The following is a 26098-nucleotide window of genomic DNA, read 5'->3' on the forward strand; positions in this document are numbered from 1 at the left end:
TTCGGATGACGGTCAGGAGTCGCGTTTCATCGAACAGACTTCCACCATGTGGTGCGGGTGGTAACGCAGCTTTGCCTCGCGAAGGCCGGGCACGCCAAGGTCACTCTCGCGGTTGATATAGGTAAATTTTTTCGCGAGACGTGCAGCGGTTTCACTGTTGATTGCCTTGTAGATGCCATCGCAATCGGGAAGCCCTTTCTCGAAATGCACAAGAGCGGTATCGCTCGTCATGGGTTCGTACAGGGAAATGGCCCCGATCTTCGATGAGACACGGATCGCAAGTCCCCTGAGCGCGAGGTCTTTCATGTGGTCGATTGCAAAAAAGACGGCTTCTTTCTCGTTTGCAAGGACCGGGTCCCCGCTCTCGCAGCCTTTCCATTCGCACCACTCGATCAGGAACCGCTTTATATCGTCACAGTTGTTCTCCGAGATCGGTTCAACCGTGCTGGCACAATTCTTCCGGAACTTATTGAGCTGGCGACGGATGGTGAGGTAATTTCCCCCGGGCAGCTCGGCAAGGTCGGCTGCCCGGTACACGTACTCGAAATGGTTGCGGTCGGGCACAAGGTTGATTCCCGGGCAGACCTCACGCATCCATACGGCGGTGTCGGGATCGATCAAAACAATCGGTTCATTGTCGCTGACATCGGACGCGAGCCGGATCAGGGATCGCAGGAGTGCCGGGTTCCGGGGGCCGATGGGGGAGCGGAACCGAGTCACGCTGCCGATGGTGCTTGCAAGGATGAGGTTTTTCTCCACGTACGCAAAGGTATAGCCCGCGAAATGGTTCCAGCAGACCATGTTCGTGAACGTGTTGTCCGAGTGGCGCTGCGGGTAGACGGTATAATGCTTCTCGAAGAACGCCCGGTCTGCAAGGGTGACCGGCCGGAAGTCATCCTGCCTGAGCATCAGTGACCCCCTTGCCACAGCAGGGGAACATGCCCCTCCATGCGATGGAACCCTAACGGCCGGTAAAACATCTCGGTATCCGGTTCTGCGACAAGCCCGATCCAGCTGATCCCGGATTCTGTGCACTTCCGCACCAGAGTTGCAACGATCTCTTTTCCGATTCCCCTGTTCCGGCAGGCCGGGAGGACAACGAGATCCTGGATATACCCGTCAGAGATCCCATCCGATATGACCCGCCCCATGCCAACAGCCCGCCCGGTCTGCTGGTCGATGGCAACGGCAAAGGCAAAACTCTTCTTTATAAGCTCCGGCAGGGTTGCAGGATCGAAGTCATCCTTCCACCACCCGCCGGCTTGGTAGAGATGAACAATCTCGTCCGGGTCCCAGGTTTCCACGAGACGGACAACAATACCGTCACGCTGTACAGTCATTCTTTCGTGTATAGTTACCGTGCTTTTTCAAGAAAAACTCTCTGGAGAATGCAGACATGAAAAAAACACCTGTCCGGCAGGCGGGTGCACAGATTGCAGAAAAGATCGTTTATCTTGTATTACTTGCCCGGATTCTGCCGGGCGATAGCAGTGTCGATGATGGCGCCAAGACCGTCAACATCCCAGTGCTCGGAATTGAGGATGATATGATAGATCGAAAGATCGTTAATATCGATATTGTAATAGGAGCGGTACCGGTCCGCTTCACACTGCTCGCGCTCCAGCGTGAGGCTCTTTGCCGTCTCTTCATCGGCAACCTGATCGCGGAAGACGATGCGCTTGATCCGGCACCCGATGGGTGCATAGATCCAGATCTTCAGGTCGGCATTATCGATCATCCAGCCCGAGAGCCTTCCCTCGACAACGATATTGTCGCTTGCCTCGGCGATCTCTTTCTGGCGCGCGTCGATCATCTTGTCATAGCTCGGGTCCTTCCTCGCAAGGTCCCCGAACCGGGCAAGCTCCATGTTGTGCTCTTTTGCCAGCTGGCGGAAGACCTCTCCCGCCGAGATCATGGTAAACCCGTGGCGCTGTGCAAGGTACCGTGAGAGTGAGGTTGTCCCGCTCCCGGGCAACCCGCTCACGGTGATCCGCATCAGAGTCCCCCGATATTCAGGGCTTTCCTGATGACCTGCGAGAGCGTGATGGAGCAGATCATGTACCAGAAAATCCAGGCAGGGATGATCCAGATGATTGCTGCATTCAGGTCTACGGTGCCAAAATAGGGCATCGTGATGGTCGCTGTGGTCTGGGCGAGCCGGTAGAGCAGCCAGAAGAAGATGGGGACCGAGAGGACGAGGATGTAGGTCATCGGCTTGAACTGCTGCTGGGACAGTTCGAGCTGATCCTTCATCATCCGGTCCTTCTTGGCATCCAGTTTCTTGATCTTCTTCTCGTCCTGGGAGAGCGTTGCCTCGCGGTACTCCTTCTGGAACTCCTTCATCCGTTCCTGCGACTCGGTCATCTTCTCGTAATCGATCGTGTATTTCTGGACAATCGAAGAGTAGAGACCGGTGAGTGCCGACAGGATGATGATCAGGACATAAAACGGTATACCGAACGTGGTGAGGAGCGGGGCAAACAGGGTATCAATAGCCTGGCCAACCCCGACACGGAGCCACTCGACCGTGTAGGCCCACATCATGAGGAACATGAAGCCGAAGGTGATCCAGAGGCTGTACTCGTCCCAGAACTTTTTGAAATTCATGGATTCACCGGAGAACGTCTGCCAGATCTGCCGCCGAACGTTCGAGCAGGAAATCCGCATTGGTGATGATCCTGATAGTACAACCCGTCAGCATTGCGTATGCCGCCGCAATCGACCGGTTGAACTGCTGGTGCTCTGCAATCGAGCGCGACCCTTCCTTGTCCCGGGACCGCGTCTCATCGGTGAGCCTCCGCATAAGGATCTGGTCATCATCGGTCTCAACAAGCACAATGATATCGGGCATGATCTCGCGCAGGACCCATTCAGGAAGCCCGGCAAGGTAGCCCTTGGGCGTCTTGACTGATGCGTGGGTGTCGATCAGGACATTGCCCGTGATCTTGGCAATGGCTTGCCCGGCCCGCTGCTGGAGCCGCTTCTGGACTGCGCGGTCCAGCGTGCGCATCTGGTCCCGGTCCTTGACAATGTTGTCCGCCTTTGCAACCTCGAACATGAAGGTGCCGAAGTTGAGGGACTGGTACTCGATGCCCTCACTTTTGAGTTTCTTTAGTGCCTCGTTGACGACCGTGGTCTTCCCGACGCCGGGAACACCAGTGATGATAACCTTCTTTCCTTCCATCCTTGTCCCTTTCCTTGTTGAATCACTCTTTTCCAAAGAATGTCCGCATGAACGGGTACATCTCCATGATCTGCTGGCTTGCTATCTCTTCATAGAGACGGTAGGTGATACTGACCGTAAGCAACAGACCAGTCCCGCTGACCGAACCGATGACACCAAAGAGGTTTGCCACGACACTGAGCAAACCGATGAAGACGCCACCAATGATCGTCACGCGGGGGATGTACCGGTCAAGGTACTTCTCGAGTACCTGCGGGTTCCGGCGGTAGCCGGGGATGGACATACCGGACATCTGGATCTGGCGGGCGACATCTTTGCTGTCAAGCCCGGCAGTCTTGATCCAGAAGAGCGCGAAGACTGCCCCTCCGACCACCATGAATGTGATATTGATGCCAAGACGTAATAGCACCTCCCATGGGGCGTGGCCGAGATCCGTTGTCCACCACATCCAGTCGGCCGGCCCGTTGATCGGGGCAAGGAAGTACATGATACCGTCCTGCGGGGTGGATCCGCTGAATGTCCCGAGCGTCGTTATCCCCACATTCGAGAGGAACATGCCCAGCATCTGGATGTTTGCAAGGAGCACCATCACGAGGATCATCGGCAGGACGCTCGCATAGATGAGTTTTACCGGGAACCGTGCGCGTGCTCCACGGATCTGTGCGTGGGCCAGCGGGATCTCGATCCGGGTGGATTCCACGTACACGATGACAAGGAAGATAGCGATGGTGGTGACGAAGGCGAGCATATCGGAGCCGAAATAGGCAAGGTAATTCCCGCCATCAAGGCCGATGGCAACAAGCCGGGGGAAGAAACCGACCGGGTACTGGTCCTGGATGCTGGCCCAGCTGATGAAACCATTGACGAGCGCCTGGGAGATACCGGCAATGATGAAGAGACCAACACCGGAACCGATACCCCATTTGGTCACCACTTCATCCATGAGGAAGATGAGGACGCCGCCGATACATATCTGGAGGAAGATGAGCAGGGATACCGCAAAGAGGTTGCCGCCGAAGAACTGGTTTGCGATGATCGCATCGGGCTGCATGAACCCCCCGATGATATTCGGGGCGGCCTCGATGACGATCATGACCATGATGAGCATCTTCTGCAGACCCATGTACATGACCTGTCCGCGCGTATCGCTCGTGTCGATGTGCAGGATATCTGCACCTTTTAAGAGCTGGAGCACGATGGATGCCGTGACGATCGGCCCGATACCGAGGTGGACGATCGAACCGCTTGCCCCGGCGAGGAGTGCACGGTAGGCAGCGAGAAGGTCCGCACTGTCCGGGGACAGTCCGAAGACCGGGATGTTCGTGAGGACAAAATACAGGACTAAGATTCCCACAGTCCAGATCAGTTTGTTTTTGAAATGGACGTGGCCCTCCGGGCTCTTGACTGCGGGCATCGCAGCGAGCAGGGGTTCCATTCGATCCAGCAGGTCTCCCATGGTTTCACCAAAAAATACTATTGTGTTATTCTACAACCTGGGCTTTCCCGCCCATCTTTTCAATCTTTGCTTTCGCAATTTCAGAGAAGGCCGTTGCGGAGACGTTGATCTTCTGCGTGACCCTGCCACTGCCAAGGACTTTCTCAATCCCCAAATCAGCGGTGTTGATCACGATCGCATCCCCTTCCTTTTTGGCGATTCCCTGCGCAAGGAGCGAGGGGACGATCTGGTCCAGCGCGCCGACATCAATGGTAGTCACGTCAACAGAAGTCTGGTTGCAGAAGCCGTCCTTGCCAAACACCGGGCCTCCCATCTCCTTGTACCACTTGACAAAATGGTGGGCGTTGATGCCGGCACGCCCCCGGCCTCCGCGGTTTCCTGCGCCGCGCCGGTTCTTGTGAGTGCCGCCACCGCATGTCCGCGAGCCGCGGAATTTTGAACGCTTGTTGGTTGGCATCCTTTTCACCTCATCTTATAGAGGAGAGTATTGATCTCCTGCCCATAATAGCCAAGCGCTCCTCCCTGGGGGAAGGTACGTTTGGTGGTCTTGTATCCCTTGCGCGGAGGGTGCAGGCGCAGCACGGGCTTTAAGCCCGGCATGTCGCGCAGCTTTGTCTCACCGCTGGCAAGTGCCTTTGCGAAGTCTGCAATGCCGCCATAGGTCGAGTTGGACTTGACGTACTCGTCCGTGAGCGGTGCATCGCCGATGACCCTGCCCCGGGTCTGGAGGAGAGTCTCGACCGTTGTTGCATCCACTTCGCCGAAGGCCACGTAGTCCTTGACTTTCCGGATCATGCCGAGATTCTCGGGGGTATCCGGAATAAGGACACAGTGGTTGATGTGGTGCAGGCGGAGCATCTTCAAGGTGTTCTTGATATCCTGGCGGGTCTTCACCACGCCGCGGACCTGAACGACCGCGTACATTTACTCTACCCTCCCGGTCCGGATCATATTGGTGGCCCTGAGTGCATTGAAGGTGGCCTTTGCAAAGTTGATGGTTGTGCGGGTCTGTCCGCGTGCAAAGGTCCAGGCATCCTTGATGCCGGCGAGTTCGAGCACCTTCTTGCTGATGTCACCGGTGACAAGCCCGATGCCCTGTGGTGCGGGCTTGAGGGTGACCTTGACGCTGCCGGCAACCCCGGTGACCTGCATTGGGATTGAATGGGTTGCATTGCAGCCGCATTCCCAGCTGCCACAGCCACGGCGGACCTTGACAAGGTTCATCTTTGCCTTGACAATCGCCTTCTTGATGGCATCGCCGACCTGGACGTCCTTGCCCTGGCCAAAGCCGATGTACCCGTTGCGGTTTCCGACAATGACAACGGCGCGGAACTGGACACGGCGGCCCGAGTCGGTCATACGCTGCATCATGGAGATGTCGAGGACCTGGTCCTCGAGATCAGGGAGGAAATAGTCGACGATCTGGGGTTCCTTGATGGGCCTTCCGCTCTCAAGGACCTGGTCGATGCTTTTTATCTCACCTGCGGCAACGAGCTTGCCAAGACCGGTGACCGGCTGCCATTCTTCTCGTTCGTATGCCATGTTATGCCATCTCCTTCTTTATGGCTGCTGCCACCTGCTCGACGATCTTGACAATGTCACCGGCATTCTTATTGTATGCCGCGATGTGCGCACCCTTGAGGCGGTCTTCCGAAGGGAGGATATCCTCGCCGTAGGGGATATCGAGGCCGGCGTCCACAGCACCCTTCAGGGCTGCAAAGACGCGGGCACCCGGAGTTGCGCGGTTGAGCCCGATGTCGAGAATCGCGCTGTCCTGTTGGGCCTTCTTTGCCTTGACGGCAAAGAGCATGCCCGTGAGGTATGCCGCGGGGGTGTTCGATGTCGATCCCTTGTATCCGTATTGCTCGAGTTCTTTCGAGTTTGCAGCTACGAGGGTACGGTCGCCGTCCATCTCAGCCGTGACAAGCTGCACAATGATGTGCCGGTTTGTCTTCCTGACGACCATCCGGGGTACGTCTGCGACGACAAGCCGCGTCCGCTGGTAGTAATCGGTTTTGCCTTCCCGCCGTCTCCGGAAGGGGACAAAATACCGTGATCCTGTTGCCATGTTACTTCATCCTCCCTGCGAGGATCTCCATCTGCGCCTTCATGTGCGCAACGCTCCTGAACTGTCCGCCAGCCGCTTTCCGGTAAAGGATGCGGTACATGTGCCGGTCGATTGTACCGGCTGCGCGGAGTTCAACGAGCACTTTCCTGATCGCGCGGATCTTCTGGACCCATGCGGTCTTGCTGGGATTGCGGGCTCCCGCTGCACCCTTTCTCCTGCCTGCGCCTTTCCGGTGGCCGTAGGACCGCTGGGCGATCCGTGCGCGTGCACGGCCGCGGCTGACGCCTTTCTTCTGGCGAGCCTTGATGACACCCTCGGTGATGAGGCCCTTTAAGTCCTCGCGCGAGATGGCGTTCTCGATGTCAGAGATGCGGGCCGGGTCGAACCAGACGCGGTTGACACCGCACTTCAGGATCGCCGCTGCAACGCGTTTCTGGCTTGCAACGTCACTCATTCTTCTTCACCCCGGACTTTGCAGGCTTCTTGGCAGGTGCCTTCTTCTCGGGCTTTGCCCCGGCAGGTTTTTCTGCCTTGGGCTTTGCAGCAGGCTTCTTTGCCGGTGCTGCCTTCTCCTCTGCCTTGGGCTTTGCTGCTGCTTTCTTTGCCGGTGCCTTCTTCTCTTCAGCCTTGGGTGCCGGCTTCTCCTTCTTAACTTCCTTCTTTGCAGGAGCCTTTGCCTTGGATGCTGCGGGCTTCTTCTCTTCTTTCTTCTGCTTGCCCTCGCCCTTGGCTTCTTCCTTCTTGGCCGGTGCCTTCTTTGCCTTGGCCTTCACCGTGCGGGCGTTGAGCACCTTAAGGCCGGCAGCAAGTGCTGCTTCCTGAAGGGCAACGCGTTTTTTGTCGCCGACGGTTGCAGAGATCCTGACCGCCTGGGTCTTGGAGTCGAGCCCCTCGAGTTCCTTTACCGAGGAGACAAGCACCTCAAAAAATCCGCTCGGGTGCATGCCGCGTACGGCCACAGGGCTCCCGAATCCCGGCTTGGGCAGGGCACCCTTTGCCTTCTTCTGCTCCCTCTGCTTGTTGTGCTGGCCGCGGGGCTTTCTCCATGAATCGGAGAGCTGGCGTTTCTTGCCGTATCCGTCGCGCTTGAAGCGTGCACCCTTCTCAACGCGTACCCGGATTAACCGTTTCACTTCTGTTGCCATTGACTTCAGCCCCTCTGGACCATATAGATGCCATCCTGGAACACACGCGGGTCGCGGTCGCGGATGTGGGTCGCATGCTCGATGTTGGCTGCGGAGTTGCCGACCAGTTCGCGATCGATACCGGTGAGGACGACCTCATCGTTTGCAACCTTTGCCGTGACACCCGTCTCGATGCGGGCATACCGTGCCTTCTTTTCACCAAGGAAGTTTGCGATCTCGAGCTTGTTGCCCTGAACCTTGAGCTGGATGGGGAAGTGGCTGTAGACCACTTTCATGCGGTACTCAAAACCCTCAGTGACGCCGTGGATCATGTTCTTGGTGTGCGCCTCAAGGGTGCCTACCATCGAAGTGATCTCTTTTCTCCTGGATTCCGTGGAGATGGTGACTTCCTTTCCGTCACAGGTTACCGTGACCTGAGGGAAACGGACATTCCGGGCCAGTTGTCCCTTGGGACCTTCGACCTTAAGCCGGGTACCTTCGAGCTGTGCCTTGACGCCGCCGGGGATTTTTACCTTACGTACTGCTGTCATCGTCACACCTCTAGTATACATACCCGAGCAGTTCGCCACCGATGCCCTCTTTCCTGGCCTGCTCGTGGGACATAACGCCACGGGAGGTCGAGAGCATCAGGAGACCGAAGTTCTTGCCGGGGAGATACTGCTTCTCCCAGTATTCCATCTCGTCCAGCTGGACAGAGAACCGCGGGGTGATCGCACCGCAGCGGTTGATCCTGCCGTTGAGGGTGACCTTGAGCTGTCCGCCCCTGCCATCCTCGACGAACTCGAAGCCGCCGATATACCCGGCGTCCTGCATAATGCGGAGCATCGCGCCGAGGAGCTTGCTTGCGGGTTCGATGATGCAGACTGCCTTGCCGGTGTCACCTGCATTCTTCAGGGCACACATGCCGTCTGCAATTGTGTTAAGTCGTGTCATTCCTGCTCAACTCCTCAGCTCATCTTCTTGAAGCCCATCTTCTGGGCCCACTCACGGAAGCACTGCCTGCAGAACATGATGTGGTACCTGCGTACCAGTCCCTGCTTGCGGCCGCACATCTTGCACTCGTTTGCACCGCGACCGTAGACTTTCTTCCTTTCTCCAGCCATTAGCGCACCTCTGCCTGGTATTTTTCCTTGAGGAACGCGATCGCATCCTGCTTGCTGACACGCTGCTTTGCCGGGAGTTTCTTCTGCTCCATCCGCCTGCGGGTGATCCGTATGCCTCTGCGTTCGAGCACGACGTTGACATCCATGCCGTAAATACCGATCTGGGGATCGTAGGACTGTCCGGGGAAGTCCGTGTGCTCCTCGATACCGAATGAGAAATTGCCGCTCTTGTCGAACTGGCTCTCAAAGATCGTCTTCTGGACAATGGTGAGTGCCGTTGCGATAAAATCCCGGGCGGGCTGGCCACGGAGGGTGACCTTGCAACCGATAGGCTGGCCTTTCCTTACGGAAAATGCCGGCTGGGTTTTCTTGGCAATGCTCCGGATCGGGGTCTGCTTCGTGATTGCCTTCATGATGTTCTCGGCTTTAACGAGCTTATCGCCGGCCTCGCCGACACCCATGTGGACAACGACCTTGTCGATGTAGATATCGCGCATTGAGGTCATTCTTCATGCCCCCATTTCGCTATCGCGGGCATCTGTTTTCCCACCATGTAGATGTAGGGTGCAATTGTGTCGAACTTTGTTCCGGTCTTCTCGTCCTGGAGGATGATCTTGTTCGGGACAGAGCCGGGCATCTTGACGATGTCGACAATCCGTGCGACATTTCCGGAGTGCTTACCCCCGATAATCATCGCCATGTTACCGACAACGAAGGGGAAGTGGTCGACAATCTTGAACCGGTTTTCGGGTTCAAGCGAGACGACAACGGAATCCCCTGACTTGTAGGTGTTATCTGCAAGGATGTTCGCACCATCGCGGAGGTTCAGTTGGACCTTGCCACCGGCAATCGTGGTCTTGTTTTTAACCTTGCACAGGCGGGTCTTTGCTGCTTCTGCGTCGATCTCGACCGAGACATGCCGGCCATCCCTGTCGCGCAGGATACGGTAATACTTGTTGATCTTCGGCAGTGCGATGATATCGAAGATACCGATACCCATCTTGGGGTCGCGGCAGGGCCGCCCGTTGACAATGACATCCTTCTGGCCGAGGATCTGCTTGACCTCTTTCATGTTCCGTGCGAGCTTCATGTGGTCACGGAGCCAGACGGCAATTGGCATCGCGTTCGCGTTGTGCGGACCGGGTGCGGTCTTGGTGATGAACTTGTTGGCCTTCTTGGCAATGTGCCAGGATTCCGGTGCGTTGAGTCGCTTCAGGTGATCTGACATGGTTTAGGCCTCCCCGAGTTTTGCAACGCGGCGCTTGTCATCAAGCTTGAGCTTGGTCAGCTGGACGTTGGAGGGGTCGATTGCCCGGGGGACTTCGGTCCCGTCTGCCTTTGTTGATGAAACACCGTGGACGATGATCTTTGATTTTGCCGTGTCCACTCCGTCAACAACGCCTTCGCTTCCCGCAAAGTCACCACGGGTCACTTTGACGGTGTCCCCCTTGATGACGCGCAGCGTCTTCTTCTTGTACTGCTCTTTCAGTGCATCTGAAAGGGGTGCATTGAGGAACTTGGTCCTCACGTGGGAGGGTGCTGTGTAGCGTGCCTTCCTCTGTTTTCTTGGCTGTTCGCTTGCAATTCTTGCCATCGTGCACACCTTCAGACAATGATTGTTGCCATGGAGCCGAGCTTCGGGAAGCGCTCCGCAACTTCGCGGGCTACCGGTCCCTTGATCTCGGTCCCCTTCGGCTCGTTCTTTTCATCAACAACTACGACTGCGTTGTCATCGAATGAAACCCGTAAGCCGCTGGGCCTGCGCATCTCCTTCTTTGCGCGGATGACAACCGCACGCACCAGTTTCCGGCGCATGTCGGGCGTGCCTTTCTGGACGCTGGCTGTACAGAGATCGCCAAGACCCAGCTTGGGCTGGCGGCGCCTGACCCCGTGGTAGCCGAAGACCGAGATGATCTGGACGGTTCTTGCACCGGTATTGTCGGCACAGGCAAGCCTTGTCCCGGTCGCGAGCGACCTCGGGGTTTTGGACTGCTTTGCCTTCATGGCTTCTGCACCTCCACAACGACGAATGTCGTGCTCTTCGAGAGCGGCCTGCATTCGGCAATCTTCACCATGTCCCCAACCTTTGCCCCGATACAGGCAGGGTTGTGGGCATGGAGCTTCGAGCTTCGCTTTTCATACCGCTTGTATTTGCGGACGTAGTGCATGTAGTTCCGTGCAACTACGACCGTCCCCATCATGCGGTCGCTCACGACTTTACCGGTGATCACCTGGCCGCGCACCGGTAAAGTGCCGTGAAACGGACAATTAACGTCCTTGCATTCCGCTTTTGGTGCCTGGACGTCCAATCCAATGTTAAGTGCCATTATGGTATCCTCTTCTTTTCGTGCAGGTTGATCCTCTTCTCAGGAGCCAGAACCATCACGGACCCGTCTATCTCAACAGTTTCCCTGCCGGGAAGGCGCACCCGGAAGATGCTGTGCATCTTGGGTATGCGCCGGACCCCATTTGGGGTCTCGATCACGAGCAGGTTCCTTGTCTCATCGATGACGCGACCGGAAAGTCCTCTCTGGTCTGGATTTGCAGCTCCTGATACCAGAATGTCCATCCCGATCAGTTCATGACGGAGGACATTCTGGGGAGTGATCATGCAGTTCTCCTGCGGTTCTGCTCGGTCATCATGCGGGCAATGGTGCGCCGGAGTTCGCGGATGTGACCGGGGTTCTCGGTCGCACCACCGGCACTGACCTTGCCGTAGTGCTGGACGAGATCCATCCGGAGCTTGTCCATATTTTCCTGCAGTTCCACATCAGAGAACTGCTTCACGTCCTTGGCCCTGAATAATGCCATTACTGTTCCTCCGCGAATTCCTCGTCGGGAAGTGCCGGCTCTTCCACGTCAGTATCGCTGACGGGAGTCACACTGGCATTCTGCACCGGTCGCTTCTTCTCCTGTTCGACAACAGAGAAGTGGTCGGGCAGTTTTGCACCTGCCGGGACCAGCTTGACCTGCACGCCGATAACACCGAGTTTCTTAACTGCCACTGCGTAGCCTTTCTCGACAATCGTGTTGCTCGGCTCACCGCAGTGCTTGATGTACCCTTCGGTGAACTTCTGGGTACGGGCACGGGCACCGGTGAGTTTGCCGGCAATGACGACTTCGCATCCGAGTGCACCAGAGTCCATGACCCGACGCAGGATGCTGGTTCCGGCCTTCCGGAAGTACCAGCCGCGTTCGAGGGCATTGGCCAGCCTTTCCGCCATGATCTGGGCATTGAAGCTGGGATTGTTGACCTGCTGGACCTCGATCTGCGGGGATTCGACACCGTAGTTCTGGGCAAGGTCCTGGGTGAGCTGGTGGACCAGCTTACCGCCCTTACCGATGACGATACCAGGCTTCTCGGCAAAGATTGTTACCTGCGTCCCAAGGGGGGTGCGGGCGATATCCATACCGCCGTAGCCGGCACGTTTCAGTTCCTTGGACAGGTACTTCTCGACACGGGCTTTCCTGACACCCTCGGCGATGAACTTTCTCTCTACTGCCATTTATGCCACCTCGCGGACGATGATCTCGATGTTCACGGACTCGCGGACCTTGGGGGTTGCCCGGCCCATTGCCCGCGGGAAGTATGCCTTCTGGGCACGGCCGCGGTTTGCGGATGCGTGGATGATCTCGAGGTTTTCTGCGTCAAGACCGATATATTCGGCATTCTTCTTGACCGATTCAAGGAGCCGGATATATTCCTTCGATGCCTTGACCGGGTAGCGTCCTGCATCCCAGTTACCGGGAAGACCGCGCTTGTGCGCAACGTTCCGGTTGAAGTACCGGAACGGCACGGCCTTCTTCAGTTTGACAACATCGTTCAGGTACGCGATCGCGTCGTTGACCTTCTTGTTCCGGATGAACCCGGCAATCTCGATCGAGTGCTTGGGAGACATGTTCAGCTCATTGGCCTTGGCCCGCGCAACATTGTCGCCCTTGGTTTTATTGGAATAATCAATGCGTGCCATGACCATCACTTCAGCGGAACATACTTGCTGCCTCTGGTTGCACCGATACCGGCGCTTCCGTGAGTAACCCTCTTCCTCGTCAGGGCGAATTCCCCGATGTAGCGGAAAACCGACTCCGGCTGGAACTCTACCTTGACAAACTCCTTGCCATTGTAGATCTCGATGGTTTTCCCGATCATCTCGGGCATGACGATCATTTCGCGGAGGTGTGTCCGGATCTTCTCGTCACCATCGCGGATCTTCGCGAGGAGCGTTTCTTCACCGCGGGAGAACCCGCGGGTAATCTTGCGGCGCGGACGGGCGGGCATCAGGGGGAGGAGTTCAGAGATCCCCATCGCCTTGAGCTCGTCGATCTTGTAGCCGCGATAGGTGAACTCCTCACGCCGTCTTGGCATTCTTTTCTGAGTCTTCTTTGGTGCTGCCATTTACCCATCACTTCCTGCTCTTACCTGTCTTGCGTGCTGCAACGTGTCCGACAGTCCTTCCGGGGGATGTACCGCGAGCGATGGTCTTCGGGCGGCCGGGGTGCTGGTGTCCACCGCCACCGAACGGGTGGTCGATGACGTTCATTGCGACACCACGGACGCGTGGCCAGTTGGCTGCGGTGTTGTGCATCTTGTGGTACTTATTCCCTGCCTTGACGAACGGCTTCTCGACACGGCCGCCACCGGCTACAATGCCGATGGTTGCACGGCAACGTGCATTGAACCACTTCGTCTTGCCGCTGGGCATCCGTATGCCGACGCGGTCTTCGGCCTTGTCGACAACAACGGCCTGTACACCCGTGGAACGGACGAACTTGCCGCCATCGTTCGGGCGTGCCTCGATGTTGCAGATGTAGGTACCGGTCGGGATGTTCCCGAGCGTGAACGTGTTGCCGTTCCGGATTTCGCCGGCTGCGGCCCAAGTCACAACGTCGCCAAGGCCGAGACCTTCAGTAACGAGCATGTAGACCTTCTTTCCGTCATCGAGCTTTACGAGGGCGATCGGCGCGTTCCGTGCCGGATCGTGCTCGATGTCGATGACTGTGCCGGTGATCTTCTGCGTGTCATCGCCAATGTGCTTCAGTTCAGCCTTGTAACGGTGGGATGGTGCACGGTATGTCGGGCCTCCCCTTCCGCGGGCTTGTGTGGTGATTCGATGTCCCATGATTCCCACCTTACATTATACCGAGCCGGCTGAGGATCTCCTCGGCGGCTTTCTCGTTCTCAAAGCTCACGATTGCCTTCTTCTGGCCGTGGGTGTTCATGAGCGTCCGAACGCTCCTGACCTTCTGGCCAAAGGACTTCTCGATCTCGCGCTTGACGTCGTCCTTGGTCGCCTCGCGGGTGACAAGGAACTGGAGCTTGCTCTGGTTCTCGAGGAGGACCATCGCCTTTTCCGTGACAAACGGGTACTTGAGGGTCATTTACCTTCCCTCCAAGCGTGTCAGTGCAGCCTCGGTCCAGACCGTCAGGCGGCCTGCCTGCATGCCGGGTGCGAGGTGCTCGACATTCAGCTGGTCAACGGTCACAACATCAACACCGGAGAGGTTCCGTGCTGCCGTGAGTGGCTTGTCTGCGGTGACAATCAGGAGGCTCTTCCTCTGCTTGAACCGGCGGCCACGCATCTTGCCTCTCCCTGCCTTGACTTTCCTGCTGTCCTTTGCCCGCTCAATGTCATTGTAGACACCGATTGCGGTGAGCGCGGAGATGACATCCTTGGTCTGGGCAAGGGTCTCGAACTTGTCCTCGAAAACTACCGGGACTGCGCCTTCAAAGACATGTCCCCTGCTCTTGAGGAGCTCGGCGCTGATGCTTGCAGCAACCGCTGACCGGAATGCCTTCTGTTTCTCCTTCTGGTTGATCTCCTTCGTTAAGACCTTCTCAACCTTCGGGGGGTGTGCTTCACGCCCGCCTTTTGCCTGCGGGACCTTTGCTGCGCGGGACCCGTTTCTGATACGGGGAACATGGGATGAGCCGCGACCGCTACCCCAGCCGACTGCTGACGAGCAGATGCCTGCATACGGGTACGTCCCGTGGGGCTGCCTGCGGGTGCTCTGGAGCGCCATGACCGCTTTCTTGATCAGATCGGGGCGGTAATCCTCGGAAAAGATTGCCGGGAGTTCGATGTCCTTTGCGACACCGCCATCAATTGACTTAACCTGTGCTTTCATCTCTGATCATCCCTGCTTGCTCTGGACGCTCACGAACTGGATTGTCGGCATCCTGACGACATGTTCACCCTGGCGGATTGCGGGCCTGATACGGATCAGCCGCTTGACCGGGCCGGGGATGGATCCCTTGACAAGCACGTACGGGTTCTTGAGCACACCGTAGTGGAGGAATCCACCGGCGGGAGTAATCTCGCTTGCATTCTCGCTGACCTTGAGGATACGCTTGTTGAACTCCGTGCGCTGCTGGTATCCCAGCTGACCGATCTGCGGGACTTCCCAGCGGATGTGGTGGGGGTTCCAGGGTCCAAGAGTACCGACATGGCGCTTCTTACCGCCGACCGCGTGCTTGCGTTTGCGTAGTGCAACACCCCAGCGCTTGACTGCGCCCTGGGTACCCTTACCGGTGGTAATTGCCGTAATGTCTGCATAGGCACCGGTCTGGATGACATTGCTTAACCCGACTTCCTTCCCGAGGAGTCCCTGGGCAAACTCGAAGAGCTTCTTGATGTCTGCACCGCCGACCTTGATCTCCATGAGGTCGGGGACTTTCTTCGGTACACCAGACATTGATGCCGGCTGGGTATAGGCAAGTGCATAGATTTCGGCAACCGTACCTGCGGCAACGGCATCCGAGAATTTCTTTACAGCTGCATCCCGGTCGTATTCCTTGGGCAGGTTGATCCGGCGCCCAAGGACGCCATCGAGCTGTTCTGCCCAGAGTTCGGTGAACGCGTGTTTGCCGTAGGTGTCCTTGCTGTAGGCGCGGATCGCTGCTACTTTCATAGCGGGGACTTCGATGACTGTGACGGGAACCATGATCTCCTTGCCCTCGGTCGGGCTGCTCTTGTGGTCGTCCACCATGACAACGTGCGTCATACCCACTTTATATCCGGCAAATCCCTGGAGGATCGGTGCTCCCTCGACTGAGGGCCACGACTGGTATTTCGGGATGTGGCTCTTTGCGCGCTTTCTCGGGCTGAATGCAAGAGAGCCACGGCGTGGTCTGTTAATTTTTGGCATGTATTAATCCATCCTGACTTTTGCGTGTAGGTTGTTCTCATTGCGACACGTTTGAGAGATTCATCCGAGACTCTTCTGAAACCTTTGCAGGTTACAGATGCCAACACGCGACGGAGATGAAAGGCAGTCGCGACAGGCAGTGCAGAGGATCCGGTAGGGATACATTACACTGCCGACCGCAGACTGGTTCATCGTTTCGGGGATGTGCGTATGAGATTACTCCCACCGCTGGACCGGTGTGCACCGGTATTCCTGTCTCGCGAAAGAAGATCCTGACAATGGCGCATCTTCACGCGGACATTAGTCCGCACGAAGAAGGGGCTCGTTGCACGAACGTTCGCCCATGCGCCTGATCAGACCCACTCTGTCAGCCTGTTGTGACGAATCACAACTCCTTCTCGGGATACCCCCGTTGTTATACGGGGATCCACCAATCGGGGTTCTCCCACGGCAGGACCGTCGCTCCAGTGTCCGGATGTATGGTCCCGCCGTTCCCGGATTCGGGCATACCTCCGTCGGAGGCATGTGCTGTTCCGGAGAGGATAACCTCATATCGGCTTCCATAATTATTGTAGAAAATAGCATATAAATATATGCCAGCATTTCAGGAGAGGGGAAAAATCGAAGACAAACGTGTCACGTGTTGTTACCCGAAATATAACTCTCCCTGGTCGGTTATGTAAACGATGATATCTTCACAGACCACCCGAGCCTTGCATGCCTGTGCCCGCGATTCACGCAGCCGGTTGATCAGGGAGATGGTATCGTATTTTACTTTGATATTGATCTTCTCGGCCTCCCCGAAAATGATTGACGGGACATTGAAAAGATCGGTGCCGGACGGGATGGTACAGAGATGCGTAGCATCAAGGGTGTAGAGGAATTCAAGCGTCTCCTTTGCGCGGCGGATATTCTCCATCGCACTTTTCTCGATCGTGCAGACATTGGCCTTCGAAGTTGAGATGATGTCAGCGATCTGCTGCTGGGTCAGCCCCTGCTTGCGGTATCTGAGTACCTCCATCTGGCGTTCAGTAAGCAGTCCGTCCTTCATAGTAAGACCTTTACAACCCGGACTTAAACACTTTTCGTTAACTTTCATGTTCTTCAGGACAGGGTGGGCGACGCTCTCCAGAGGAGACCCACCTGACACTCTGTCGGTAATTGGATCAATGTATGGGGGAATTTATATCACTCCTGAAAACTTCCCAGGGAAGCAACATCACTGATATCAGGAATACCTCCCGCGCATCATTTTTTAGCATGCCCTATGAAAATTTCGCGTAATATTTTATCAGCACGCAAAAGTTGCGAAATCCTGATCCGCATATTGCCCATTTTCCGACGAGAGAGGACATTTCAAAATGTTTATAAGAATCCCTTGTCATAATAACGTGTTATAACATTTTCGAGGTGAAATTACATGGTTGTTAAAGTAGGCGTTGCAAAACTCGGCAACATTGCAAGTGGTGTAATGGCAGAACTCCTCCTTGACGAGAGAGCAGACCGTGAGGATATGCAGACATTCATGGCGACCAGCGGAACAAAACTCCAGCCGGAGGATATCGACCGCGTTGTCTCCAACATGAAGGCATGGAAACCCGATTTCTGTATCGTGGTCTCCCCCAACGGAGTCCTCCCCGGCCCCACCGGTGCCCGTGAGGAACTGGCAAAGTCCGGCATCCCGTGCATCGTCATCACCGACGACGTTACGACCAAGAAGGAATGGGAAGGCATCAAGACGAGCTCGTTCGGCTACATCATTATGAAGGCAGACTCCATGATCGGTGCACGCCGCGAATTCCTCGACCCCATCGAGATGGCTGACTTCAACGGAAACCTTGTCAAGGTTCTTGCAGGCACCGGTGCGTTCCGCAAGCTCCAGGTGGCAATCGATCAGGTTATCGACCAGGTCAAGGCCGGCAAGAAGGGTGCAGAGCTCGTACTCCCCAAGATCGTCATGACCACTGATAAGGCAGTCGACGGCGAGTTCACCAACAACTATGCACTCGCAAAGGCACGCGCCGCCCACGAGATCGCGATGGCAGTTGCAGGCCAGAACGTCAAGGGCTGCTTCATGACCAAGGAATGGGAGAAGTACATCCCGATCGTTGCAAGCGCTCACGAGATGATGAAGGTCGCAGCCGCTCTCTGTGACGAGGCACGCGAGATCGAGAAGGCAGGCGACACTGTTCTCCGCCAGGCACACAAGAAGGACGGCGTGCTTGTCAGGAAGAACAAGCTTGTTGCAAAATTCGACTAATCCTTTTCCTTTTTTTGGTTCCGGTAAAGTCTGCCCATCTCTTCCGGAAGAGTCATGATCACTGGCTCGAAGTGCATCCGCTCCATAAAGGCAGAGTCACTCATCGATAACGGGTTGGGATTAATTCGGGAGATGAGCGAACAGAACGCGTGGAAGCCGCTTTTCGAACCGGCCTTGTCGAAAAATATGGACATATTAAAGGCAGTTGTCCCAAGCTTCCGGTAGAATTCAAGCACATCGATGATTCCGGCTGCCAGGGTATCGATATACGGGAGGGTTTCTTCAAGAGTGCCAATTGGAAGAATCCCCCGGACTTCCCGTTCCCCGCAGGGAACAGCATGAGCAGACCAGACGATGTCATCACCGAAAAGATATCGCCCCGACACTTTATCACCGCCTGTCACATCATCCCAGTAACCCTTCCCCGTGAGTTGATGGAATTTTTTGCCAGCATACAGGTAACGCTCAACAATACGTGAGGGTCCGGCATCGCAGAGCCCCTGCATGTGGGGATGATTCATGCTTGCACCGGCGGATGGAAGGAAATTCATGTTGACACTGGGATAACCATCGTACTTTGTCAAAGCTTCAATCTGTCCTGACAATGCATCGGCAATCTGCTGTCTGCTGAACTTTTCAACCTGATGTGCTTTTGTGATTACCGTTACACTATGCCCCCGGCCAAAAGGAAACATATTAGGAAACGTGACACTCTCGTTATGAATAATCCGTTTCCCGTCGGGAAAACACGGCGTGACGGAAAAAATCCGTTCAGGACAAAACGGGCAGTCGTCACTCTCTTGGGGAATTACTGCAGGATGGATGACATGACGTTTGGAGCGATCCGGACTGATTCTGCACCTGAATCCGGTAAATGTCTCTTCCCGGAACTGGACAACGCCGTTCAGAGTCTCCACACCCGTGACAGAAAACATATCGTTCATATTACTCTTTCCAGCTGTATACCATAGTCATTTGCACGCGGATCTGCCAAAAACACAATCATAAAAAAAAGAAAAAGGGTTTTTCTGCCAGGGCGCCATCGCCGCTTTCGGTTATATGGGGGCAGATATTGTGCTCTGTCCTTATACAACGTACTTGCCGAGCAGGCGGATGGAGTTGGTCATGTCGGGACCGAGGGGTGAACCGAAGATGATCTGGGTGACGCCTGCCTTGGTGAGGTCATTGCACTTCTGCTTGACCATCTCAGGGGTGCCTGCAATGGTGAAGGCATCGATCTCTTTGTCTCCGACAAGTTCCCCAACGCTCTTGAAGTCGAACTTTGCAAGGGCTGCCTTGATCTTGGCAACGTTGTTCAGGTCGAGGCCGTGGCGGGTGAGGAGCTCGGGCGGGGAGCCTGCTGCAATGAATGCCGCAACGATCTTTGCTGCATTGCGTGCCTTCTTCTCGCTCTGGTCGATGGACATGGCGGTGTATGCGCCGACATCGAAGTTCTTCTTGCCAACAGCGTCGCATGCCTTCTTGATGATCGGGATTGCGACCTGGAAGTCCTTGGGGTTGGATGCGTTGATGAGTGCACCGTCACCGATCTTGCCGGCAAGCTCGAGGACCTTGGGGCCCTGTGCACCGATGTAGACCGGGATTCCCTTCTTGCCGGGAAGCGTGACACCAGTCAGCTTTGCACCGTCGTAGTCAAAGAACTTCATGCCGGACTTGCTGACCTGTTCACCGGCAACAAGCTTGCGGATCTGGACAACTGCTTCCTCGAGGCGGCCGACCGGCTTCTCGGGGTTGATTGCAAGCTTCGGAAGGGTGGAGAGGTCACCAGGTCCGATACCGAGGACTGCACGGCCGTCGGAGATCTCGTTGAGGGTGCAGGCAAAGGATGCCATTGCCGCGGGGGTGTCGGTAAAGGCGTTCATGATACCCGGGCCCATCTTCAGGGTCGTGGTTGCCTGCGCGATGGCGGCAAGGGTGGGGTAGCAGTGGCGGTTGTTGTAGTGGTTGGTGATCCATGCAAAATCAATGTCTTTGGATTCAGCAAGTTTACAGAAGTTAACAACTTGCTTTACATTGACATTACCAGGTACGAATTCAATTCCATATGTCAAGGTATGTTCACCTCATTTGAGTATTACCGTACACGCATTTAAATAAATTATGATTTTACGTTGACAGGAACCGGCTATCCGCCCGCAAAAACCCCAATCTGGCGTTTATTCCAGTTATCTGCCCACTTTATCCGGTAAAACGGGTGTGATCGCATCAGGCTATTCCGGATCAGGCGCCATTTGGGGGGTTTTTTGAGTCCCACGGATTGTCGTTGCAGCGTGATGTATCTTTAATAACAGAACCAACCAGAATCATTGTCGTAATTTATATGCAACAAAGACGTATTTCCCCGGGATCAAGTATTCTCCATAATATCGAGGCCCTGCAGGATAATTTGTCTGCTCATAAGGATTGGATGAGAAGAGGGAGCGGTATCAGTCTATGCGAATAGTGGCACTGGGACTTGGGGGAGCGGGATGCAGGATCGTGGACAGCCTGTATGCCATTGACCGGAAGAGTAGCAGGGTCGCCTGTGTCGAAGCCTTGGCTGCAGATGTGGACGAGGCATCCTTACAACAGCTCCTTGCACTCCCTGATTCGCAGAAACTGTATTATCCCCCGTTTGATCCCATGAATCCAAATGCCCCTGCTGAGGGAGGGGCGACTGCCACCATCGATATTGACGAGATCCTCTCACGGATCCACAATTACGAAACCGGCGAGAACGATGCGATTCTCATCTGTTGCGGACTGGGCGGGCAGATGACGGATATCGTCCCTCATGTCATCGCCGGGCTCCGCTCCTCAATCATTGAACCCATCTTCGGTCTTGTAACCCTCCCCTGCCTTGCCGAGGGGGAGAAAAAAACCGCGAAAGCCGCTGATGACGTCGATATCCTCTCTTCCCTTCTTGATGGGATGATCGTCTTTGACAACGAGACGTGGTACAAAAAGACGCGCCCCCTCGCACAGGCACGGCTCGAAAAAAAGAAGGAGAAAGGCCTTGCCCAGATGCTGGGGATCGGCAGGCCGGAGCCGGAACTTTCCCCCGAGATGATGACATACCATCTCCTCAATGAAGCCATCGTCCGCCGTATCAGCCTCATCCTAAAAGCCGGAGAATTCAGGGCTGACGGGGGCATCGATCTCGCGGAGGTTGTGCTGGATTCCGGGGAAGTGCTCAACACCATGAAAGACGGGGGATTCATCACCATCGGATATGCCGTGGAGCATCTCTCCAGTAATCCCCTTGCATTCCTTTCTCAGTTCAGGCCATCAGGTCCGTTCAACGAAGAAGGGAAAAAACGGGCCTCGCGGATTGTCGAGCTGGCCAAACAGGCAATCTACCATGAGGTATCAACGCCCTGTGACATGACCAGCGCTCACAAGGCTCTCATCCTCATTGCCGGCCCCTCGCACGAGCTCTCGATGCAGGGATTCATGACGGTGAGGAAATGGATTGACCGGAGCATCCGCGGCCTCGAGACACGCTCCGGGGATTACCCGGTCATGAATACAAAGAACGTTGCCATCATCGTCATGCTCTCGGGCCTCGAGAATATTCCCCGTATCAACGAGCTCAGGGAAATCCGCGAACAAATCAGGGCCGGTCCGGCACAAAGAGCGGTGCCGGAACATGGGCAGCAGGAAGTAACACGAGTCCAGGAAAATGCCGGATCACTCCGGGATGAGATGATTGTCCTCCCAACACAGATGCAGCGGGTTCCAGATAGTCCGCAGATGGAGCGTGTTCAAACTCCTGCACCCGAAAGGAAATCTCCCACCAGGCCTACGGCTGCATCTCCTGTAAAAGAAATCCTGCAACCAAGAGAACCACCACCTGTCCGGCCAACAACCCCAAGACCCACCACACTTCAGCAGATCCCTCTGGAAAAGCCCCGGGCAGCTCATGACAGATCCGCACCAGTTCAGGAACCGGGGAAGCCAACAGCACCACACAAGACCTTTGAGTCAGGACCAGAGATCCCACCGAGGAAAATCGTTACTCAACAGCCATTATCCCTTGCCGGAATACCTGATCATTCTGTTCCAGCGAGGGAAGATGCTCCTGCTCTCCCATCCCACGAACATGCCCGCCAGCGGATTGAACGAGAGTTGCAGCGGCAGCGCATGATGGCACTTTCAGGGAAACCGGCGAAGAAAGGCAGCAGTGCCGTACCATCTCCAACGGAACCATCAGCCGCGGTCCGGACAAAACGTGTTGTCGTCACCCAGGCCCCGCCGCCAGAAATCCGGGAGCCGGTATCCCGCCCGCCAAGAGAAGGGATTCTCGAAGCCAGTGTCAAAAAGACCGTCATCATTCGTAAACGGACTCGTGCACCAGACAACCACGAACTGCCCGAGAGGACTATGTCACGGAAAGTAATCCCTGCTCCTCCTGAACAAGAGAGACCGCTGAACCAGCAGCTGGAATCCGTGCAGGTTTCCCTTGAAGAAGATGAACCAGTAATGCTGAAAGAGCAGGAATTCCGGGCAAAAGACACCGTTTTCCAAGGGAAGATTGTCACCGACACCTCCGTTCCAAAGGCACGGGATGGTTCGCTCATACATACGAGCCTGAAACCGAAAAAGCCCGTCCCACAAGAGGAGGATGCCGAATCTCTGGCGGAACGGCAACAGGGAAAAAAAGGAAAAAAACCTGACGATATCTCTTGGATCTGATTCAATTCTTTTCAAGGATTTTAGAGAACCGGATATTGCCGGCACCGATCTCGGTCTTTATCGGGATGCCGTGCTCAACCGTATTCCCAATATAATTCAGCCCGCTGAATGCAACGATCGAGAGCCTGTAGGGATTCGGGGGCAGGTTGAATACATGGTTCCCCATCGTTACCGGGAAGACAAAACCGCAGGAATTCAGCTGGCGAATCGTCTCTTCGGCCCGGGATCGCGCAGCACAGGGAATTTCGCGTACATTGGCAAGGGTAATACCGCTCTTCGATCGCGCAAAAGAGGATATGGAGGTCAGGTGAGCGGAAATAAACAATTCAAGGGGATCAATCGTAGTTCCCCGGTAGGCAATAAGATCCTTGAACTCTCGGGGTGATCCATTCTCAATTTCGAGTCTTCCGCCATATGCCATCCTTACCGGTATTCCCTGGCGCTGAAAGACGCCGTCCATCGATATACTGCAGATGGTGATGAACCCGGTGTAACCGTGGGGAATTCGCGGATCATGGTCAATGATCCGGTAGGAATTAAAGAAACCGCACCCCGCCCGGATGACTTCATCGAATGCCGTTGTGACCTTCTCTGCATGCTCATTGGGGACCATAGAGAGATTATACGCAACATCGCCCGTTCCGGCAGCCGGATCGAACGTACTGCGGTAGGCGAGGCGTTCTAGCTTTGAGATAATAAATCCGATACGGTCCTCGACAAGGGCGTTGTCCGTTTCTTTCAGGCCGAGGGGGGTTAAGATCCTTCCCTGGTTCCCGACCTTCTCCGTAAAGCCCATTGCATCGAGATAACTCAGGTAATACTGGACAGCGCGGTCGCTTAAGACAAAACCCCGTTCCGACATCAGCTCGGAAAGACGTTTTGCACCCATCGGGTCGCGGTGTTCCTTTAAGATACGGAGGATCTCAACATATTTTCTCTCGGTCCGGATCATGGTCACCTCGCCCCGATTGCTCCGACACTGTCCTGGTACCGGCCGGCATACCCGTTGCTGCTCCCCTTCACCTCGTGAAGAATCAGCTGGACAACTCGATCGTTTTTTCGTACAACAAGATCGTCCCCCATGTTTGTCAGGCACAGGGTGAGGTGCCCGCGGAATCCGGGATCAACATACCCGGCTCCGAGCAATACCCCTTTCCGGCCAAACGAGGACCGGCACATGAGTGTCCCGGCGAGATCGGTGGGAAGTTCAACCCATTCAAGCGTGGGAACAAGCGTACACTTCCCCCGTTCAAGGGTGATATCACTGGCTGAACGGAGATCGTACGATGCAGGTTGCTGGCATTCCGAAAGATAGGGGTTGATCACGAGTTTTCCGACGGCAGGGGTTTGTTCCATGCGACGGGCTATCTCGGACGATGAGAGGATCATTGGAGTAGTTTATCGGCAGAAAATACTTAATATCTTTTGATGTAAAGAAGATGAGAAGGATCCATGGGGTAGAGGATATCCTCTTGGGCTTCGAACCCAAGGACGCGGGTTCGATTCCCGCTGGGTCCGTTCCTGTTTTTGTGTGGATTCTGAGATCATCGGCACAATATGCACTGGAGCGTATTCACGGGACTTTGAATACAATTTGTGAGGGAAAAAAGAGAGCCTATATTTCGTCTCTGCGCCTGATATGCGGTCTGCCTGAACGCTTCCCCAGCGCCCTGATGATGACAAAGAGGATAAGAATCGCAAGTGCTCCCAGTGCGATCATGCCGATAAGACCCCAGTCAATGCTCTTTCCCACAACAACAGTCACGGCAGCAGTAGCATTGCCAGAAATAACCTGCTTCTTTACGGATTGCGGGACATATCCCTCCTTTGTCACGGAAATATTCACGTCTGTATTGAAGGGTATGCTGGTAACGAACTGCCCGTTGTTATCCGTCATACCGACACTGGCTCCGTCCACCAGGACCGATGCACCCGGAAGCGCCTTGTTGTCATTATCCTGGACAGTGACCGTCAATGCAGCGTTCGCCAGGGGGAGAGTGAAGGTGTAGTCCCTGCTTGTGCTGGAAATCGTTATAGTACGGCTCTGGGGCGTATAGCCGGTCTTCCGCACCTCGACAGTATAATCACCGGACACGAGAGTCGAAGAACTCATCCGCCCATATTCGTTGGTTGTCCCCGCAAGTGACCCGTCTACGTAGACATCTGCTCCATCCAGGGGCTTTTTGGACTCATCCGTGACAAAAATATAGGCACCAAGGGGCGTTTTTGAGATCGAGGCATAATAGATAGCATCAGTCTCGCTGATGACACGGGACTCCATGTAGGAGTTATACCCGTCTTTTGATATCTCAATGGTATACGTTTTTCCCCGGGTAATTGGTGTTATCAGGATACCCCGTTCATCGGTTTTTCCCGCAAGCACAGCATTGAGACGCACCTCGGCAGCGGGAACAGTTTTTCCGGTATCCTTGTCAGTAACGACAAATGAGAAGCTGTTCCCTGAAAGCAGTTTGTATTGCACTTCTTGGTCATCAGCTCCCATGACAATCGTCCCGCTCCGTGACTCGTAGTTGGGGGCCGTGATATCTATTGAATAAATGGTTGCGCCGGTAACGGCAAAGGTTGCTGTCCCGCTGCTATCAGTCAGTTTTGTCTGTGTGACATTCTCTGCAGTAAGGTTGACCCGGGCGCCGGAGATAGGGTTCAGTGTATCAGAATCGAACAGGGTGCTCTTGAACGTGAGCGTCTTACGGCTGAGGTTCACCAGCAGTGCGGTTGTGTTTTTACTGACCGTCTGGCTCCAGTCATTATACCCGCTCATCGAAACCCGGATCTCCTGATCGTTTAATCCGGAATGGGTGAGCAGTGCCTGGCCAAGGGAGTTTGTCCGTGCATAGTTAGCACTGTTGACATACACGGTAGCATGCGAGAGAGTGACATTGTCAATGCTATCCCGCACCGTGATCAGCAGGCTTGTCGTTGCCTGTGCCGAACTGCAGAGAAGCAGGAGAAGCAGGATGGCAAAAAGGAAACGAGGTCGAGGATACATGATAAATATCGCGACCTGCTCGTATATCAGG

37 protein-coding genes and 1 tRNA gene are annotated in these 26098 nt (G+C 55.4%); 3 read left to right on the plus strand and 35 right to left on the minus strand.

Annotation, left to right across the window (positions count from 1 at the left end; all coding sequences use genetic code 11):
- Positions 1-12 precede the first annotated feature (12 nt).
- The 30 genes from METFOR_RS12810 to METFOR_RS12955 form a co-directional block, all read right to left on the minus strand.
- Entirely contained in the window at positions 13-909 is an 897-nt protein-coding gene (locus tag METFOR_RS12810; protein ID WP_015286581.1) for a DUF2156 domain-containing protein, read from the minus strand.
- Entirely contained in the window at positions 909-1340 is a 432-nt protein-coding gene (locus tag METFOR_RS12815) for a GNAT family N-acetyltransferase (RefSeq protein WP_015286582.1), read from the minus strand. Before METFOR_RS12815 ends, METFOR_RS12810 begins: the two co-directional genes overlap by 1 nt.
- A gap of 119 nt (positions 1341-1459) precedes the next feature.
- The gene (gene cmk / locus METFOR_RS12820) at positions 1460-1996 is read right to left on the minus strand and encodes a (d)CMP kinase (protein ID WP_015286583.1); all 537 of its coding nucleotides are present in this window, start codon (positions 1994-1996) and stop codon (positions 1460-1462) included.
- Complete coding sequence (locus METFOR_RS12825) at positions 1996-2607, minus strand: DUF106 domain-containing protein (RefSeq protein WP_048110996.1); 612 nt, start codon at positions 2605-2607, stop codon at positions 1996-1998. Before METFOR_RS12825 ends, cmk begins: the two co-directional genes overlap by 1 nt.
- Positions 2608-2611: 4 nt before the next feature.
- Positions 2612-3184, minus strand: coding sequence for an adenylate kinase (locus tag METFOR_RS12830; protein ID WP_015286585.1), 573 nt, complete (start codon positions 3182-3184; stop codon positions 2612-2614).
- Positions 3185-3206: 22 nt separating this feature from the next.
- Positions 3207-4640, minus strand: a complete 1434-nt coding sequence (secY, locus tag METFOR_RS12835; RefSeq protein ID WP_015286586.1) for a preprotein translocase subunit SecY — start codon at positions 4638-4640, stop codon at positions 3207-3209.
- A gap of 25 nt (positions 4641-4665) precedes the next feature.
- Complete coding sequence (locus METFOR_RS12840; RefSeq protein ID WP_015286587.1) at positions 4666-5097, minus strand: large ribosomal subunit protein uL15; 432 nt, start codon at positions 5095-5097, stop codon at positions 4666-4668.
- 5 nt (positions 5098-5102) lie between these two features.
- Positions 5103-5564, minus strand: coding sequence for a 50S ribosomal protein L30 (locus METFOR_RS12845; RefSeq protein ID WP_015286588.1), 462 nt, complete (start codon positions 5562-5564; stop codon positions 5103-5105).
- Positions 5565-6182 (minus strand): 30S ribosomal protein S5, encoded by a 618-nt coding sequence (locus METFOR_RS12850; protein WP_015286589.1) that lies wholly within the window; start codon positions 6180-6182, stop codon positions 5565-5567.
- Position 6183: 1 nt separating this feature from the next.
- Positions 6184-6708, minus strand: a complete 525-nt coding sequence (locus METFOR_RS12855; RefSeq protein WP_015286590.1) for a 50S ribosomal protein L18 — start codon at positions 6706-6708, stop codon at positions 6184-6186.
- 1 nt (position 6709) lies between these two features.
- Positions 6710-7162 carry a 50S ribosomal protein L19e gene (locus tag METFOR_RS12860; RefSeq protein ID WP_015286591.1) on the minus strand — a complete coding sequence of 151 codons (453 nt, stop codon included), beginning with the start codon at positions 7160-7162 and terminating at the stop codon, positions 6710-6712.
- The gene (locus METFOR_RS12865; RefSeq protein ID WP_015286592.1) at positions 7155-7853 is read right to left on the minus strand and encodes a 50S ribosomal protein L32e; all 699 of its coding nucleotides are present in this window, start codon (positions 7851-7853) and stop codon (positions 7155-7157) included. The genes METFOR_RS12860 and METFOR_RS12865 overlap by 8 nt, the downstream gene beginning before the upstream one ends.
- 5 nt (positions 7854-7858) lie before the next feature.
- Positions 7859-8383 (minus strand): 50S ribosomal protein L6, encoded by a 525-nt coding sequence (locus tag METFOR_RS12870; RefSeq protein ID WP_015286593.1) that lies wholly within the window; start codon positions 8381-8383, stop codon positions 7859-7861.
- A gap of 10 nt (positions 8384-8393) precedes the next feature.
- Positions 8394-8786, minus strand: coding sequence for a 30S ribosomal protein S8 (locus METFOR_RS12875; protein ID WP_015286594.1), 393 nt, complete (start codon positions 8784-8786; stop codon positions 8394-8396).
- A gap of 14 nt (positions 8787-8800) precedes the next feature.
- A complete protein-coding gene (locus METFOR_RS12880; RefSeq protein ID WP_015286595.1) occupies positions 8801-8956 on the minus strand; it encodes a 30S ribosomal protein S14 in 156 nt (51 codons plus the stop codon).
- Entirely contained in the window at positions 8956-9462 is a 507-nt protein-coding gene (locus METFOR_RS12885) for a 50S ribosomal protein L5 (protein ID WP_015286596.1), read from the minus strand. The genes METFOR_RS12880 and METFOR_RS12885 overlap by 1 nt, the downstream gene beginning before the upstream one ends.
- Positions 9459-10184 carry a 30S ribosomal protein S4e gene (locus tag METFOR_RS12890; RefSeq protein ID WP_015286597.1) on the minus strand — a complete coding sequence of 242 codons (726 nt, stop codon included), beginning with the start codon at positions 10182-10184 and terminating at the stop codon, positions 9459-9461. The genes METFOR_RS12885 and METFOR_RS12890 overlap by 4 nt, the downstream gene beginning before the upstream one ends.
- A 3-nt stretch (positions 10185-10187) precedes the next feature.
- The gene (gene rplX, locus METFOR_RS12895) at positions 10188-10550 is read right to left on the minus strand and encodes a 50S ribosomal protein L24 (RefSeq protein WP_015286598.1); all 363 of its coding nucleotides are present in this window, start codon (positions 10548-10550) and stop codon (positions 10188-10190) included.
- 11 nt (positions 10551-10561) lie between these two features.
- Positions 10562-10960, minus strand: a complete 399-nt coding sequence (locus METFOR_RS12900) for a 50S ribosomal protein L14 (protein ID WP_015286599.1) — start codon at positions 10958-10960, stop codon at positions 10562-10564.
- Entirely contained in the window at positions 10957-11283 is a 327-nt protein-coding gene (locus METFOR_RS12905) for a 30S ribosomal protein S17 (RefSeq protein WP_015286600.1), read from the minus strand. Before METFOR_RS12905 ends, METFOR_RS12900 begins: the two co-directional genes overlap by 4 nt.
- Positions 11283-11567, minus strand: a complete 285-nt coding sequence (locus METFOR_RS12910) for a ribonuclease P protein component 1 (protein WP_015286601.1) — start codon at positions 11565-11567, stop codon at positions 11283-11285. Before METFOR_RS12910 ends, METFOR_RS12905 begins: the two co-directional genes overlap by 1 nt.
- Complete coding sequence (gene rpmC / locus METFOR_RS12915; protein ID WP_015286602.1) at positions 11564-11767, minus strand: 50S ribosomal protein L29; 204 nt, start codon at positions 11765-11767, stop codon at positions 11564-11566. Before rpmC ends, METFOR_RS12910 begins: the two co-directional genes overlap by 4 nt.
- On the minus strand, positions 11767-12462 hold the full coding sequence (locus tag METFOR_RS12920; RefSeq protein ID WP_015286603.1) for a 30S ribosomal protein S3: 696 nt from the start codon (positions 12460-12462) through the stop codon (positions 11767-11769). Before METFOR_RS12920 ends, rpmC begins: the two co-directional genes overlap by 1 nt.
- Positions 12463-12927, minus strand: a complete 465-nt coding sequence (locus tag METFOR_RS12925; RefSeq protein ID WP_048111413.1) for a 50S ribosomal protein L22 — start codon at positions 12925-12927, stop codon at positions 12463-12465. It lies immediately after the preceding gene.
- Positions 12928-12932: 5 nt separating this feature from the next.
- Positions 12933-13352, minus strand: coding sequence for a 30S ribosomal protein S19 (locus METFOR_RS12930; protein ID WP_015286605.1), 420 nt, complete (start codon positions 13350-13352; stop codon positions 12933-12935).
- Positions 13353-13359: 7 nt separating this feature from the next.
- Entirely contained in the window at positions 13360-14076 is a 717-nt protein-coding gene (locus METFOR_RS12935) for a 50S ribosomal protein L2 (protein ID WP_015286606.1), read from the minus strand.
- Between the two features lie 10 nt (positions 14077-14086).
- The gene (locus METFOR_RS12940; RefSeq protein WP_015286607.1) at positions 14087-14335 is read right to left on the minus strand and encodes a 50S ribosomal protein L23; all 249 of its coding nucleotides are present in this window, start codon (positions 14333-14335) and stop codon (positions 14087-14089) included.
- On the minus strand, positions 14336-15082 hold the full coding sequence (rpl4p, locus tag METFOR_RS12945; RefSeq protein WP_015286608.1) for a 50S ribosomal protein L4: 747 nt from the start codon (positions 15080-15082) through the stop codon (positions 14336-14338). It abuts the gene before it with no gap.
- Positions 15083-15088: 6 nt separating this feature from the next.
- Positions 15089-16102: a 50S ribosomal protein L3 gene (locus METFOR_RS12950; RefSeq protein ID WP_015286609.1), complete on the minus strand. Its 1014-nt coding sequence runs from the start codon at positions 16100-16102 to the stop codon at positions 15089-15091.
- A 646-nt stretch (positions 16103-16748) separates the two neighbouring features.
- A complete protein-coding gene (locus METFOR_RS12955) occupies positions 16749-17153 on the minus strand; it encodes a Tfx family DNA-binding protein (RefSeq protein ID WP_015286610.1) in 405 nt (134 codons plus the stop codon).
- A 369-nt stretch (positions 17154-17522) separates the two neighbouring features.
- Between METFOR_RS12955 and METFOR_RS12960 the strand changes: the two genes are divergently transcribed.
- Positions 17523-18362, plus strand: a complete 840-nt coding sequence (locus METFOR_RS12960) for a F420-dependent methylenetetrahydromethanopterin dehydrogenase (RefSeq protein WP_015286611.1) — start codon at positions 17523-17525, stop codon at positions 18360-18362.
- Here METFOR_RS12960 and METFOR_RS16005 read toward each other — a convergent pair.
- Both METFOR_RS16005 and METFOR_RS12970 read right to left on the minus strand, forming a co-directional pair.
- Positions 18359-18883, minus strand: coding sequence for a hypothetical protein (locus tag METFOR_RS16005; protein WP_233504410.1), 525 nt, complete (start codon positions 18881-18883; stop codon positions 18359-18361). The two genes, METFOR_RS12960 and METFOR_RS16005, sit on opposite strands and share 4 nt — an antisense overlap.
- 564 nt (positions 18884-19447) lie before the next feature.
- A complete protein-coding gene (locus tag METFOR_RS12970) occupies positions 19448-20434 on the minus strand; it encodes a 5,10-methylenetetrahydromethanopterin reductase (protein ID WP_015286613.1) in 987 nt (328 codons plus the stop codon).
- 382 nt (positions 20435-20816) lie between these two features.
- On the opposite strand from METFOR_RS12970, the gene METFOR_RS14720 reads away from it, so the two are divergent.
- Positions 20817-23057 (plus strand): tubulin/FtsZ family protein, encoded by a 2241-nt coding sequence (locus METFOR_RS14720; protein WP_015286614.1) that lies wholly within the window; start codon positions 20817-20819, stop codon positions 23055-23057.
- Position 23058: 1 nt separating this feature from the next.
- On the opposite strand, the gene METFOR_RS12980 is transcribed toward METFOR_RS14720, so the two are convergent.
- Together METFOR_RS12980 and METFOR_RS12985 are read right to left on the minus strand one after the other, a co-directional pair.
- Positions 23059-24009: a DUF128 domain-containing protein gene (locus METFOR_RS12980; RefSeq protein ID WP_015286615.1), complete on the minus strand. Its 951-nt coding sequence runs from the start codon at positions 24007-24009 to the stop codon at positions 23059-23061.
- A gap of 2 nt (positions 24010-24011) precedes the next feature.
- Entirely contained in the window at positions 24012-24446 is a 435-nt protein-coding gene (locus METFOR_RS12985) for a dCTP deaminase (protein WP_015286616.1), read from the minus strand.
- 57 nt (positions 24447-24503) lie between these two features.
- Here METFOR_RS12985 and METFOR_RS12990 point away from each other — a divergent pair.
- Positions 24504-24575 (plus strand) — tRNA-Arg (locus METFOR_RS12990).
- Between the two features lie 97 nt (positions 24576-24672).
- Here the strand turns inward: METFOR_RS12990 and METFOR_RS12995 are convergent.
- Positions 24673-26067, minus strand: coding sequence for a carboxypeptidase regulatory-like domain-containing protein (locus METFOR_RS12995; protein ID WP_015286617.1), 1395 nt, complete (start codon positions 26065-26067; stop codon positions 24673-24675).
- Positions 26068-26098 lie beyond the last annotated feature (31 nt).

The organism is Methanoregula formicica SMSP, from assembly GCF_000327485.1.
Taxonomy (GTDB): Archaea; Halobacteriota; Methanomicrobia; order Methanomicrobiales; family Methanospirillaceae; genus Methanoregula; species Methanoregula formicica.

What these genes read in the sequence shown, in the direction of transcription:
- METFOR_RS12810 (WP_015286581.1), bottom strand. Translation starts at nt 909, where the DNA reads ATGCTCAGGCAGGATGACTTCCGGCCGGTCACCCTTGCAGACCGGGCG.
- METFOR_RS12815 (WP_015286582.1), bottom strand. Translation starts at nt 1,340, where the DNA reads ATGACTGTACAGCGTGACGGTATTGTTGTCCGTCTCGTGGAAACCTGG.
- cmk (WP_015286583.1), bottom strand. Translation starts at nt 1,996, where the DNA reads ATGCGGATCACCGTGAGCGGGTTGCCCGGGAGCGGGACAACCTCACTC.
- METFOR_RS12825 (WP_048110996.1), bottom strand. Translation starts at nt 2,607, where the DNA reads ATGAATTTCAAAAAGTTCTGGGACGAGTACAGCCTCTGGATCACCTTC.
- METFOR_RS12830 (WP_015286585.1), bottom strand. Translation starts at nt 3,184, where the DNA reads ATGGAAGGAAAGAAGGTTATCATCACTGGTGTTCCCGGCGTCGGGAAG.
- secY (WP_015286586.1), bottom strand. Translation starts at nt 4,640, where the DNA reads ATGGGAGACCTGCTGGATCGAATGGAACCCCTGCTCGCTGCGATGCCC.
- METFOR_RS12840 (WP_015286587.1), bottom strand. Translation starts at nt 5,097, where the DNA reads ATGCCAACCAACAAGCGTTCAAAATTCCGCGGCTCGCGGACATGCGGT.
- METFOR_RS12845 (WP_015286588.1), bottom strand. Translation starts at nt 5,564, where the DNA reads ATGTACGCGGTCGTTCAGGTCCGCGGCGTGGTGAAGACCCGCCAGGAT.
- METFOR_RS12850 (WP_015286589.1), bottom strand. Translation starts at nt 6,182, where the DNA reads ATGGCATACGAACGAGAAGAATGGCAGCCGGTCACCGGTCTTGGCAAG.
- METFOR_RS12855 (WP_015286590.1), bottom strand. Translation starts at nt 6,708, where the DNA reads ATGGCAACAGGATCACGGTATTTTGTCCCCTTCCGGAGACGGCGGGAA.
- METFOR_RS12860 (WP_015286591.1), bottom strand. Translation starts at nt 7,162, where the DNA reads ATGAGTGACGTTGCAAGCCAGAAACGCGTTGCAGCGGCGATCCTGAAG.
- METFOR_RS12865 (WP_015286592.1), bottom strand. Translation starts at nt 7,853, where the DNA reads ATGGCAACAGAAGTGAAACGGTTAATCCGGGTACGCGTTGAGAAGGGT.
- METFOR_RS12870 (WP_015286593.1), bottom strand. Translation starts at nt 8,383, where the DNA reads ATGACAGCAGTACGTAAGGTAAAAATCCCCGGCGGCGTCAAGGCACAG.
- METFOR_RS12875 (WP_015286594.1), bottom strand. Translation starts at nt 8,786, where the DNA reads ATGACACGACTTAACACAATTGCAGACGGCATGTGTGCCCTGAAGAAT.
- METFOR_RS12880 (WP_015286595.1), bottom strand. Translation starts at nt 8,956, where the DNA reads ATGGCTGGAGAAAGGAAGAAAGTCTACGGTCGCGGTGCAAACGAGTGC.
- METFOR_RS12885 (WP_015286596.1), bottom strand. Translation starts at nt 9,462, where the DNA reads ATGACCTCAATGCGCGATATCTACATCGACAAGGTCGTTGTCCACATG.
- METFOR_RS12890 (WP_015286597.1), bottom strand. Translation starts at nt 10,184, where the DNA reads ATGTCAGATCACCTGAAGCGACTCAACGCACCGGAATCCTGGCACATT.
- rplX (WP_015286598.1), bottom strand. Translation starts at nt 10,550, where the DNA reads ATGGCAAGAATTGCAAGCGAACAGCCAAGAAAACAGAGGAAGGCACGC.
- METFOR_RS12900 (WP_015286599.1), bottom strand. Translation starts at nt 10,960, where the DNA reads ATGAAGGCAAAGCAGTCCAAAACCCCGAGGTCGCTCGCGACCGGGACA.
- METFOR_RS12905 (WP_015286600.1), bottom strand. Translation starts at nt 11,283, where the DNA reads ATGGCACTTAACATTGGATTGGACGTCCAGGCACCAAAAGCGGAATGC.
- METFOR_RS12910 (WP_015286601.1), bottom strand. Translation starts at nt 11,567, where the DNA reads ATGATCACTCCCCAGAATGTCCTCCGTCATGAACTGATCGGGATGGAC.
- rpmC (WP_015286602.1), bottom strand. Translation starts at nt 11,767, where the DNA reads ATGGCATTATTCAGGGCCAAGGACGTGAAGCAGTTCTCTGATGTGGAA.
- METFOR_RS12920 (WP_015286603.1), bottom strand. Translation starts at nt 12,462, where the DNA reads ATGGCAGTAGAGAGAAAGTTCATCGCCGAGGGTGTCAGGAAAGCCCGT.
- METFOR_RS12925 (WP_048111413.1), bottom strand. Translation starts at nt 12,927, where the DNA reads ATGGCACGCATTGATTATTCCAATAAAACCAAGGGCGACAATGTTGCG.
- METFOR_RS12930 (WP_015286605.1), bottom strand. Translation starts at nt 13,352, where the DNA reads ATGGCAGCACCAAAGAAGACTCAGAAAAGAATGCCAAGACGGCGTGAG.
- METFOR_RS12935 (WP_015286606.1), bottom strand. Translation starts at nt 14,076, where the DNA reads ATGGGACATCGAATCACCACACAAGCCCGCGGAAGGGGAGGCCCGACA.
- METFOR_RS12940 (WP_015286607.1), bottom strand. Translation starts at nt 14,335, where the DNA reads ATGACCCTCAAGTACCCGTTTGTCACGGAAAAGGCGATGGTCCTCCTC.
- rpl4p (WP_015286608.1), bottom strand. Translation starts at nt 15,082, where the DNA reads ATGAAAGCACAGGTTAAGTCAATTGATGGCGGTGTCGCAAAGGACATC.
- METFOR_RS12950 (WP_015286609.1), bottom strand. Translation starts at nt 16,102, where the DNA reads ATGCCAAAAATTAACAGACCACGCCGTGGCTCTCTTGCATTCAGCCCG.
- METFOR_RS12955 (WP_015286610.1), bottom strand. Translation starts at nt 17,153, where the DNA reads ATGAAGGACGGACTGCTTACTGAACGCCAGATGGAGGTACTCAGATAC.
- METFOR_RS12960 (WP_015286611.1), top strand. Translation starts at nt 17,523, where the DNA reads ATGGTTGTTAAAGTAGGCGTTGCAAAACTCGGCAACATTGCAAGTGGT.
- METFOR_RS16005 (WP_233504410.1), bottom strand. Translation starts at nt 18,883, where the DNA reads ATGAATCATCCCCACATGCAGGGGCTCTGCGATGCCGGACCCTCACGT.
- METFOR_RS14720 (WP_015286614.1), top strand. Translation starts at nt 20,817, where the DNA reads ATGCGAATAGTGGCACTGGGACTTGGGGGAGCGGGATGCAGGATCGTG.
- METFOR_RS12980 (WP_015286615.1), bottom strand. Translation starts at nt 24,009, where the DNA reads ATGATCCGGACCGAGAGAAAATATGTTGAGATCCTCCGTATCTTAAAG.
- METFOR_RS12985 (WP_015286616.1), bottom strand. Translation starts at nt 24,446, where the DNA reads ATGATCCTCTCATCGTCCGAGATAGCCCGTCGCATGGAACAAACCCCT.
- METFOR_RS12995 (WP_015286617.1), bottom strand. Translation starts at nt 26,067, where the DNA reads ATGTATCCTCGACCTCGTTTCCTTTTTGCCATCCTGCTTCTCCTGCTT.